The organism is Erythrobacter insulae (genome assembly GCF_007004095.1).
In the GTDB taxonomy this organism is placed as follows: domain Bacteria; phylum Pseudomonadota; class Alphaproteobacteria; order Sphingomonadales; family Sphingomonadaceae; genus Erythrobacter; species Erythrobacter insulae.
Map to the genome: position 1 here is coordinate 1,723,402 of NZ_VHJK01000001.1, position 11,478 is coordinate 1,734,879.

9 protein-coding genes are annotated in these 11,478 nt (G+C 55.7%); 4 read left to right on the forward strand and 5 right to left on the reverse strand.

Annotation, left to right across the window (positions count from 1 at the left end; translation table 11 throughout):
• Positions 1–115 precede the first annotated feature (115 nt).
• From FGU71_RS08190 to FGU71_RS08205, 4 genes are all read right to left on the reverse strand, one after another.
• Entirely contained in the window at positions 116–1,369 is a 1,254-nt protein-coding gene (locus FGU71_RS08190) for an HD-GYP domain-containing protein (RefSeq protein WP_142788107.1), read from the reverse strand.
• Positions 1,370–2,376: 1,007 nt separating this feature from the next.
• Positions 2,377–5,961: an ABC transporter permease/M1 family aminopeptidase gene (locus tag FGU71_RS08195; RefSeq protein ID WP_142788108.1), complete on the reverse strand. Its 3,585-nt coding sequence runs from the start codon at positions 5,959–5,961 to the stop codon at positions 2,377–2,379.
• 14 nt (positions 5,962–5,975) lie between these two features.
• The gene (locus FGU71_RS08200) at positions 5,976–6,881 is read right to left on the reverse strand and encodes an ABC transporter ATP-binding protein (protein ID WP_142788109.1); all 906 of its coding nucleotides are present in this window, start codon (positions 6,879–6,881) and stop codon (positions 5,976–5,978) included.
• Between the two features lie 158 nt (positions 6,882–7,039).
• A complete protein-coding gene (locus tag FGU71_RS08205) occupies positions 7,040–7,834 on the reverse strand; it encodes an SDR family oxidoreductase (RefSeq protein WP_142788110.1) in 795 nt (264 codons plus the stop codon).
• A gap of 124 nt (positions 7,835–7,958) precedes the next feature.
• Here FGU71_RS08205 and FGU71_RS08210 point away from each other — a divergent pair, with 124 nt between their 5' ends.
• From FGU71_RS08210 to FGU71_RS08225, 4 genes are all read left to right on the forward strand, one after another.
• The gene (locus FGU71_RS08210; protein ID WP_142788111.1) at positions 7,959–8,522 is read left to right on the forward strand and encodes a hypothetical protein; all 564 of its coding nucleotides are present in this window, start codon (positions 7,959–7,961) and stop codon (positions 8,520–8,522) included.
• A 130-nt stretch (positions 8,523–8,652) separates the two neighbouring features.
• Complete coding sequence (locus FGU71_RS08215) at positions 8,653–9,114, forward strand: Dps family protein (RefSeq protein ID WP_142788112.1); 462 nt, start codon at positions 8,653–8,655, stop codon at positions 9,112–9,114.
• A gap of 92 nt (positions 9,115–9,206) precedes the next feature.
• Positions 9,207–9,842, forward strand: a complete 636-nt coding sequence (locus tag FGU71_RS08220) for a 6-phosphogluconolactonase (protein WP_142788113.1) — start codon at positions 9,207–9,209, stop codon at positions 9,840–9,842.
• 47 nt (positions 9,843–9,889) lie between these two features.
• A complete protein-coding gene (locus FGU71_RS08225; protein ID WP_185960240.1) occupies positions 9,890–10,333 on the forward strand; it encodes an NUDIX hydrolase in 444 nt (147 codons plus the stop codon).
• Here the strand turns inward: FGU71_RS08225 and dinB are convergent.
• The gene (gene dinB, locus FGU71_RS08230; protein ID WP_142788115.1) at positions 10,330–11,448 is read right to left on the reverse strand and encodes a DNA polymerase IV; all 1,119 of its coding nucleotides are present in this window, start codon (positions 11,446–11,448) and stop codon (positions 10,330–10,332) included. The genes FGU71_RS08225 and dinB overlap by 4 nt on opposite strands.
• Positions 11,449–11,478 lie beyond the last annotated feature (30 nt).

Consider the following 11,478-nt stretch of genomic DNA (forward strand, 5'->3'; position numbering starts at 1 on the left):
TTGCTCTGACAGTGTCCTGGAGTCGGGTCGGAAGCCGATATTTCGCTCCTAGCGTCTCGGCGGCCAACAACGGCGATCAAATTAGCGGCGCGGCTGCTATAAGAGTTACTACTTCCTACCGGTGCGCTGCTAGAAAGACGACCTCGCGAAGATAGCCCTCGTCCGGAAGGTCAAGCCCTGAAAGATCGGCCGTATCAAGAATCTCATCGTCATTAAGGCCGTCCCCCAATTTAATCCTGCGCTGGGCAATTCTTTTTCCTTCGGCGAGAGAGTAAAAGACTTCGACGAGTGGCCTTGCCGCAACCAAGGGGTTTTCGTCGATCACCATCCCCAAGAAGCCACTGCGCAGGCGCACGAATGATCCGACCGGGAACTGCCCAACTGACTCGATGAATTTGCGTAAGATATCGGGATCAAATGCTCCCTCCATCTGGCGCATGGTCTTTACCGCGGTTGAAGGGTCGAGCGGGCTGCCCCCCCCTCCATCGTTCAATAGAAAATTGAAGGTGTCGCAAATGGCAGCCATTCTTCCGCCAACACTGATGTCGATCTCTCTTAAGCCCTCTGGAAAGCCCTTGCCATCCATCCGCTCATGATGGTGAAGGCAGGCGTGAAGAGCCCAATCCGAAACCTCCTCATCATACCGCAATGCGCGGTGCCCGAGTTGAACATGTTGATGCCAGATTTCGGGATCTAACTGACTGAAATCGCCATGGGGCGGATTGATAGTCTTGGGATAATAGCTGGTCCCAATATCGAGTAACAGGCCAGCTAGCCCTGCATCGGTGGTTTCCTTGCTCGACAAATTCATTTTTCGCGCAAGAGAGATCATCAAGGCACTCACGCACAGCGAATGTCGGTATACAAATTCACTCTTGAGTTTGCAGCGCATCAGGCCATGAAATGCTTGGGAATTGCGATCTATCGAGGCTTGGATGTCGCCAACGATTGGTGCGACTGAGGAAACGCTTATCGCTCGGCCCAAATGCGCGGCCCTGAATATATCTTTGAGTTTAGCGCTCGCATTGTTTGCAAGCGCTTGAGCCGCACCCAGCTCGGCAGCAGTTGAAACAGGCCGTGAGGTCTGTTCGCGCGTCGATTGGCGGCGCGTGATTGCATTCAATCGCTTTGCTTTGGTTGCTTTCGCATTCGTCCCAGCATTCCGGAGAGCTTGCTCCTCTTCGACATCCTTGCCCAAAGAGGTGTCGATTACGACACTCGTCAAAGCACTTGATTTCAAGGTTTGCAACTTTTGCGGTTCGTCGATCAGAAATTTTGCTTTCCAAAACGGGTGGTCGAACCAGCCCCCATTCATCTTGTGGACAAACATGCCCAGTTCAAGGCTGGAAAGCGGGATATTCTTAAGCATCAATTTGACCCCACTTACTCAGTCGCGGATGACCATATAAATGCCCGCAAAACGATGAGAATTGGCAAATCGGCAATAGGTGATTTGACCTATTTCCCTGTTCTTGGGCTGCATCACTCGTGTCGTGCTAATCCACCCCGGAAAGGCTCTCATCGAAGGCGCATTGGAAAGATGTCCACAGACCTTTCCTGACCTTGCGTACCGCTGCGAAACCCGGATCGAAGTTATGGCCGAACCTAAGCCGTGAGCCTTCTGCTGCTGCTGTGATGTTGGAATAATCTCCCCATCGAAACCTGACTTCGCCGGTGCTAGCGAAGGTCTGCTTTCGGGAAGCGCGAATCCAAGTGCCAACGTCTTGGATTGGGGCGCAAAGCTGCCACCTTGAGCGCTCAATCGCCGCGCGGCTCTTTCACGTCAGATGTTTTCCGGAATGACTGAACCGAGGTTTCAGCAAATGATGGGTAAACCGCGCGCAAATGGGAATCTGGCGAGCACACCGTACCCCGCGAATTCGGGATATAAATCCTTGATATTTATTTAGAATAGCGTTTTGGGCGGAATCAACCCGTCTACGAGTAGAGCGGGTTTGCGCCGATCCGCAGACAACTCACAGTCTCATAAAGTTCTGAAATCAGATGATAATTTGCAATCGACGAACGAGTTGTTTGCGATCCGCCGAATTTCTATTTTTGTTACCTGTTAAGGTTGCGCTCCACTCACATACGAGTTGCCAATCTTACCGGTGACAACCGATAGCTAGCAGGCTAATTGTGAGGCGCTGCGATGGGCGCAATTGTCCCTCTCAATCCCGGGTTTTTCCACAGAAGCGCGGGCAAGTGGGGGCCAGATTGGGGGCCTTTTATTTCTCCGGCTATGAAAAATAAAATCAGTTCAATTGCTTACTTTGCCTATTGGCTTCCCTTCACCCCGCTCCAGCTGGCTTTGCGGGTGATTGCAGTCGGGCTTAAGCGCTGTTTTTGACGCTCAAGCCCGCTGTTTTGTGACGATCAACCTGGTGCGACCAGATTGTCGTCGGAATTGCGATCAACATATTTGTTGTACGGATCAATGCCGACCCATTGGGGCTTGCGATCGGTGACCACTGTGATTGTCTGCTCGCCCGATTTCACTGGCCGGCGCTCCATCAGAATGACGTTTTCCGATGCAAAGGCGTCGCCGCCCGGACGATCAGTGAACACGCCAATCTCGATGATATCCGACAGCTTCGCTTCGGTTTCTTTGCCTTCGCCGTCAGCATAAAATTTTGCAGCGGTAATGGTGATCGTGGTTTCAAACCGGCCATCGTCGAGCTCGCGCACCGAGGCTTCTTCGGCCTTGAGATCGTAGACGGTGATGCGCTGAAGCAGGTCACGAACGAGATCGCGTTCCGCATCATCGCGCGCCAGTGAATAGAACCCTTCGATCAGGTCGGTGGATGTCGCATAGGGCTGACTTTGGAAGCGATACCGATCCAGCAGGCCCGACAGCATTGCATTCACACGATCCTCGCCGAGCCGGTCCTGCAACAGATACATGACCACCGACCCTTTGCGGTAATGGATGTACCCTTGGTTCTCGACCCGCTCGAGCGGCAATTCTTCGATTGCTTCACTGCCGCGCGCTGACAGATAATTGTCGAGCTCAAATTTGAGGAAGCGGCGCATTTCATCTTCGCCGTACAGCTCTTTCATGACCATCAACGCCGAATATTGCGCCAGCGTTTCGACCATGATCGTGCCGCCTTGCATATCCGCGCTGATCAATTGGTGCGCCCAATATTGGTGCGCGACCTCATGTGCCGTGATGTAGGTGACGTAATCGATTTCACCCGGATCGGCGAGATTGGCGACGAAGCCGAGGCTCTCCGAATAGGGCATGGTCCCGGCAAAAGCCTGCGCAAAGCTGGCATATCCGGGAAATTCGATGATCCGCGCGTGATCGAATTGATATGGCCCGAAATTGGCGCGGTAATAGCCGAGCGACCGGTCCATCGCATCCAGCATTCGTTCCACATTGTACGGGTGCTGCGCATCGTAGAAGACTTGCAATTCAACCCCGCCAGCTTCGCGTGTTGCGATCTCGTAATCGGCGGATTGTACGGAGAAAAAAGCGAGGATCGGATTGGTCGAACGGAACCGCGCAATCCTGCGGTCGCCCTTTGTTTCATCAGAAACCTTTGATCCCGGTGCGATTGGCACCTGATCGGCAGAGGTCGAAATGGTGATATCCGAATTCACCCAATCCGCATCGCCGACATAATTGCGGTCTCGTGCGGCTTCGTCTTCGAGTTTGGGTGAACGCAGTTCCGGCTCAAGGCCATAGCTGCGCCGAGTGGAACGATCGGTCAGCAACCCGTTCCGGTTCATGCCCAGTTCCGGCGCAAATTCACTGTTGTTCAGGAAAGTGCCGTTCTCAACCAAACGCGTTCCGTAACCCGACGCGCTAAATGCCTTGTGCCAGCGGCGCGTGGTGAATGTCAGCGTGGCTGTTTCGTTCACCGCAAGAGGCGTGTCGAAGCGATAGATGCGGTGTTTGAACCGCGTGTCATCTGTTTCAAGCGTTGCGCCTGGAATATCGACGGTCAGCAATTCTGTGTCGCTATCCGCTAGACGGACGTGCAGCGTTTGGACCGGTGCGCCGGTGTCGTTGACCATCTGATAGGTGCCGCTAGCCTCCATCCGGCGTTCTTCCGGAAAGATATCGATTTCCATCGTGATATCGGTCAGCGATGGCTGTTTAAGCGAAGCATATTTCAGATATTTTTTTTCGTAATCCGCCAGCAGTTTTTCGGTTGCATCCTGATTGCGATAATCGTTTTGCACGTTCATCTGATCATAGAGGAATACGCCGGTTCCAACCGTCGTCACCACTCCGGCCAGGCCCAGCGCGCCTGCGCCGGAAACTATCCGACGCGGCAATTGCTTAAGCCGAGGCATCAAGCGGGTTTCGGTGCCGCGTCGCCACAAAAGATGCGCCAGCACTGCAAACAGCAGAGCAACACCGCCCCAATACAGCCGCAGCCACCAGCTGAGCGCCCCGGCGACGCCATCGGCGTTCATGTCGGACACAGGGCCGATCGCTGTGGTTCCGTACAAAAGTAAGGGGTGGCCATAGCCGAGGCTACCCAGAGTGATTGTGCCGACGATATAGAGCACCATAATGCCCCAGCCGACGAATTTGTTCGGGCTGAGCGCCTGAACAAAGACAGACAGAACGCCGATCAGCAGCAGATCCGCAGTGTTCGGCAAAATGTACCATGACAGGAATTTGTCGAGCTCGAAATTGAAATAGCCCCGTGATGCCTGAACCAACATGGCCGCGACGACAGAGATCAGCAGAGTCGAAAGCAGCACCAGCGTTACTGCAATCGTTTTGGGGATCATATACGCCCAACCCGGCAGGGATGTGCTGTCGATCACTTCGTGGAATTTGCGATCGCGGTCACGCCAGACAAGCTCTCCGCCGTAATAGATCGCAATGATCAGCGGGATGATGCTGAACGTGCCTTGCAGCAGCGGGATCAGTGTAAAGGTCGCCGGGATGGGCGGCGTGCCGTAAATCTCATTGCCAAACAACAAAGCCGTACCGCTGTTAAACAGGCCGATAATCATCAAGACGATGAAGGCAGGGTGCCGCATCACTTGACCGATTTCAAATCGGGTGGTCGCGATCAGCCGCGCCAACGCAGCCTTTTCCGGCTGCGCGGCTGGCAGTACAGAAACCGTCCTTGGTTCGGTCCGGGCAAGCTTTGCTGCCTTGTTGGCCAGCTTCTTAGCCTTGCGCGCAGACACGCCTTTCTCCGCAAAGCTGAAACGCCAATAGGCAAACAGCAAAGCGAGCGCCGCCAGACCCAATGCGAACAACCGGTTGTATAAAATCGTGCCAGCAAAGGCGGGCAATTGCGCGTTGGATTCTGCCGCAGTCCAATACCGCGTCTCCGCCGCGATCGCGCCAAAGCCAAGCGGGTCAATCAAAGCAGCGGTATCGCGATATTCAGGCTCGCTTCCGACGACCACATTGAACACAACATAAAGCACAAGGAACGCGACCACGGCGACGTATGAATACATCATCGAGCGGGTGACAGTGGCAACCGCAAAGAAGACCGCACACAGCAGAATGACAGTGGGAGCGGCGAACAAAGCAAAGCTGGTCGCGTAATCCATAAACCGGTTTGGCCCAAGGGTTTCGGAATCCACCCACGGCATCAGCGATCCGATGAAAATCGCCAGCGGAACCACCAGAAAAGCCGCCAATGCAGCAAAAGTCGCGCCAGTAAAACGGCCCATCAAATAGGCGAATTTGGTGACTTGGGTGGACCGGACCATCGGTCCAAATCCGCTTTCATCATCACGCACCACGACATTGGCGACGAAAGCGGTCGTAACAAACATGAAGAACAGCGAGAGGATCATCTGCGTTTGCAGGATCGCGACCGGGCTGTTCAGATTGATATTGCCGCCCCCGCCGATCTGGATGCTGTCACTGGCGGTTGCCCCGAAAGTCAGCAGGAAAAATATGACGATTGCGACCCAGAAAACCGGGTTGCGCATTTGGTACCGCAGTTCAAACTGGGCGATCTTGGAAAACATCTGCTGTCCCCCGCTTACGCTGCTTCGGCGTCGGAAGCACCGGCGGGTTGCCGGCGCGTGGCGGCGAGGGTTGAGAAATAAACATCCTCAAGCCCGCCATCGACGCTGGTAAAACCGTCGCCCGGATCGGTATCCGACAGGATGTGAACGATTGTTTCGCCCGCGAAAAGCCGTGTCGAGATCACTTCATACATGCTGCGATAGGCACCCAGCTCAGCGGTTTCGATCGTTTTGGCCCAGATTGAACCGGCTGATTTGGCGATCAGATCTTTTGGCGCACCTTCCAGCTCGATAGTCCCCTGCACGATGACAGACATCCGCGGGCATAAATCGGCCACGTCTTCGACGATGTGAGTGGACAGAATGACAACCACATTCTCACCGATCGCAGCGAGCAGGTTTAAGAAACGGTTTCGCTCTTCTGGGTCGAGGCCTGCGGTTGGTTCGTCAACGATGATCAGATCAGGGTTTCCGATCAGCGCCTGAGCAATCCCGAAACGCTGGCGCATGCCGCCCGAAAATCCGGCAATGGCTTTCTTGCGCACGTCCCACAAATTGACCTGATTCAGCAGGGTTTCGACCGTGTCTTTGCGGTCCCCTTTGGAAGCGATCCCTTTCAGGACGGCCATATGATCGAGCATGTCATAGGCGGAAACACGCGGATACACGCCGAAATCCTGCGGCAAATAACCAAGCCGTTTGCGCAGCGATTCAGGGTCTTGAAGAATATCAACGCCGCCGAATGTGATCGAACCAGAGGTCGGTGTTTGCAGAGTGCCGACTGTGCGCATCAGAGTGGACTTGCCCGCTCCGTTAGGGCCAAGCAGTCCGTACATGCCCTTTGGCACAGACAATGTCACATCATTCAGGGCACGCACGCCGTTGGAGTAGACGTGGCTTACATTCTTTAATTCGAGCATGCGGACAATCCCTGTTCTTTAACTCTATGTACGTCAATTCTAGACAGGTGTGTTGCTTAAGTAAAGCACTGGTGGGGTGTCATCTGCCAACACGCGACTGGTATCTATGAATGCAGTTGACGCCCGCCTGTCACCATCTCGCACCGGGTCAAGGCGCTCTATTTTGGGGGCATTCGGATTGCGCCATCGATCCGGAATTGATGCCCGTTGAGATAGGTGTTGCGGGCGATTTCGCAGATAAGCGAGGCAAACTCTTCGGGTTCGCCCAATCGTTTGGGGAATGGGACGCTGGCGTTAAGCTGGTCCCACATTTGCGGGTTGCGATCCTTCATGCCCAGCATCAGCGGGGTCGCAAAAATACCCGGCATGACCGAGTTCACACGAATGCCCAGATCCATCAAATCGCGCGCCATCGGCAGCACGAGGCCGTTCACCCCTGACTTGCACGAGCCATAGATTACCTGGCCGATCTGCCCGTCTTGTGCGGCAACGCTGGCTGTCAAAGTGATTGCGCCGCGCTCACCATCATCATTGACCGGGTCTGCGTTGGCCATGCCAAGCGCGGATATGCTGGCCACGCGGTAACTCGCGATGAGGATACCCTGCGCACCAAATGCGTAATCTTCGGTAGAAAGACGTTTGTATCCGCCGGTTGATTTGTCAAAACCGATCGTCTTGCCCCGTTTGGATGCCATTGCGCAGTGGACGGTGACGCGTTCCTGACCATTGGCGGCGCGCGCTGCGGCAAAGCCCGCCTCGACGCTGGCCTCGTCCATGATGTCGACGTGATGGAAAGTTCCCCCGATGGCGGCTGCGTGTTCCTGACCGGCCTCATCATTGATGTCGAAAATCGCGACTTTCAGCCCTTCGTCAGCCAGCGCCTTTGCGCTGGCGCGGCCCAATCCAGATGCGCCGCCAGTGACTATGGCTGCCATGCCTTGTTCCAGTTTCATGCTCTCTCCTTTTCGGTTCCGACTTCGCTCATAGCCGCAAATTCCATTCCCGCCATATCGAGAGCTCCGACAGCGAAAGCGACCACAGGCTGGCATACGCTGTTCATCCTGCTAGATCGCCTGAATGGACGCGTTCATGTTCACATTGCTGCTCACTTTCATCATCGCGCTGGGCGGGCGCGACCAGATGATTATTGCCCAATTTTCAGACGAGCTTGAACGCACGACCGGCCTTTTGCTGGTCGGTATGGCCTGCGCGGCGGCGAGTGCCGCGGCGATGGCTTATGCGGGCTGGACAATTGCTGCGATGCTGCCGACCAGAGCGGCAAATATGCTGGTCGCCATCGCGCTGGCTTTTGCGGGTCTTGAATTGTTTTGGCGGGTGAAGCTGAAACCGATGAAAGAACCCACGCGAAGCTATGTCGCGATCGGCGTCGTCATATTCCTGCGCCAGTTCGGCGACGCTGCGCGGTTTGTTGTTTTCGCGTTTGCAGCGCAGGCGGTTTATCCTGTTTTGACCATCGCCGGAGGCGCGCTGGGCGGAATGGCCGCGATCGCGCTGGGTTGGGCTGTCGGCAAGAATACGCTTGATCGGTATCCGCTATTTCTTGGCCGATTATTCTTCGGTGGATGCCTGTTGGTTGCGGCCTTGTTCCTCGGATTAAATGCGCGTTTCGCCGTGATGTGATCGATTTTGTCGATTAGAGCGAACTGATCTTTCTCGAAACAATTTCCCATATTGTCCGTTGGTTAGATGAAGAAACACACAGCGATCGTTATTGAGACGCTGCAAAGAAACACCAATCAGGAGATCATTCATGCTTGATCCAAACAACAACGCCAAAACCGCACTTATCGCCGAAATCAACGGCCTGCTGGCCGACCATTTCGCGCTCTACATCAAGACAAAAAACTTTCACTGGCATGTGAAAGGCCCGCGTTTTCGCGACTTGCATTTGATGTTCGACGAACAGGCAATTGAAATCCGCGACCAGATTGACGCAATCGGTGAGCGTGCCCGCAAATTGGGCGGCGATACGATTACATCGGTCGGAATGGTGGCCAAGCACACTCAGGTGAAGGATCAGGACAGTGCGACGCTGACCGCCGAACAGATGATTGCCGAATTGCGCGATGATAACGCCAATATGGTGGCGCGTCTGAAATCCATGAAGGAATTGGCCGAACAGGCAGGCGACAATGCCACTGACGGTTTGCTGGATGACTGGACCGATATGGCAGAAGAGCGCGTCTGGTTCCTGAGCTCCACGCTCGGGTGATCTTACCAAGAAACCAAGAGGCGTCTTAAAACGTCCACATCAAAAGGGCCGTTTCCGCCTAGTCGGGAGCGGCCCTTTTGCTATGAAGCGGCATGAGCACAGTAAAATACACGCATGACGGCGACCCCGCCGCAATCGCCGACTGGCTGGCCTTGCAGCTTAAGCCGGCTCTTGCCGCGACACAGGGAACGGTCGCAATCACGATTCCTGGCGGGTCCACGCCATTCCCGATCCTTGCCGATCTGGTAAAGCGTGATCTGGATTGGTCGCGGCTCGAAGTGTGGCCCAATGATGATCGGATCGTCCCGGAAGATCACGAAGCGTCAAATACAGGCAAAATGCGCGCGCTGCTGGAGCCGGTGGGTGCGCGGGTTGTTGGCCTTACCGAGGGTGCCCAGCCGCCGCATTTCGCGCTGACTTGGTTGGGGATGGGGCCGGACGGGCATATCGCTTCGTTGTTCCCGAACACTGATCCGCAATTGGATGATCCGCGCTGTATCCGGCGCCTGACCCCGGACCCGCTGCCGGCGCACGCGCCGTTTGATCGGATCACGCTGACGCTGCAATCCTTGCTTGCGACAGGGGCGATCCTTTTCACATTGGGCGGGTCAGACGAGAAACGACAGGTGTTCGAAGCAGGCGCGCTAGGGGAGCATGACCTGCCCGTTGCGCGGCTGCTGCAGGCGGCGCAAAACAAGGGCGATATTGATATCGCCTGCTTTACTTGATCGAGCATCTCGCCAGATTTCTACCCGCGCCTGTCCACCGGGCCTTGATGCCTCTGGCGCATAGAGTGCGGCACAGCTGGCGCAAATGGCGCGGCTCTCCGATTGCCGGGGTGAGTGTGGTGCTGACCAATCTTTCAGGCGATATTTTGTTGCTGCGGCATTCCTATGGCCCCGAGGTCTGGGCGCTGCCGGGCGGAGGGTTGAAACCCGGCGAAGACCCCGAAGAATGCGCCCGCCGCGAAGTTATGGAAGAGTTGGGAATTGCAATCGAAGCGATGGAAACGCTTGGCCCGATCGCAGAGAATTTATCCGGTTCACCGCATACCGCCCACCTGTTTGCAGCGACCAGCAATGCCAGACCCAAGCCCGATGGCCGCGAAGTGACTGTTGCACGGTTTTTCCCGACCCATTCGCTGCCAGAACCGTTGGGCGAAGTAACTCAGCGCAGGCTTGCAATCTGGAAAGCGCGCGGGATCGCAACGCGCGGCTAAAGCAGGGAGAGCTGAGCGCTGTCTTTGGCCGGTTCCTGTGCATCGCCGTGGTCGAGATTGGACAGCGTCAATCCCATCAATCTGATTGGCATGGCCAGCGGCAGCGCCTCTTCGAGCAACTCACGGCCCATCCGGGCGAATGTTTGTTTATCCTCCACCCAATGCGATGCAGACCGGGCGCGGGTGATGGTCTGAAAATCTGTAAACTTCATTTTGAGCGTCACGGTCCGTCCCCGCGCCTTGGCGTTTTCAATCCGGTCCCAGACGATATCGATGATGTTTTCCAATGTCTCGCGCAGCTGGCCGCCGCTCGAAATGTCATCGCCAAAGGTCCGCTCTCCGCCAACGGATTTGCGTACACGGTGCGCTCTGACCGGGCGCAGATCAATGCCGCGCGCCGCACGGAACAGGTAATCTGCAAATGACCCGAAATTCGCTCTGAGAAACTCGATATCCTTTGCCGCCAGATCGGCACCGGTTTCAATCCCCAACCGTTTCATCTTCTCTTCAGCCTTGGGCCCGACCCCGTGAAACCGGCGGATCGGCAGACCGGCGACAAAATCCGCGCCTTGGCCGGGGCGGATCACGCACATGCCATCAGGTTTGTTCTGATCGCTTGCCAGTTTGGCGAGGAATTTGTTGTAAGAAACGCCCGCGCTCGCCGTCAGACTGGTCTTGGCGCGAATTTCCTGCCGGATAAGATCAGCGATCCGAGTGGCCGACCCAATGCCAAGCCGGTCCTCAGTCACGTCAAGATACGCCTCGTCGAGGCTTAGCGGTTCGACATGCGGCGTGTGATGTTCGAACACGGCGCGGATCTGACGGCTTGCCTCTTTATACGCATCGAACCGGTGCCTTACAAAAATAAGGTCCGGGCACAGCCGTTTGGCCGTGACAGAGGGCATTGCGCTTTTGACGCCGAATGTGCGCGCTTCATAACTTGCCGCGGCAACAACGCCGCGCCCTCCTGAACCACCCACTGCAACAGGCTTTCCGCGCAGCTCTGGATTGTCGCGCTGTTCCACGCTTGCAAAAAAGGCATCCATATCGACATGGATGATCTTGCGAAGGCCCGAAGCCTCCTGCTCATCGTTGTCGGGTCGGGTGTCAGACATCCCGAGACATTAGAGGCAAGCGGCGCGAGA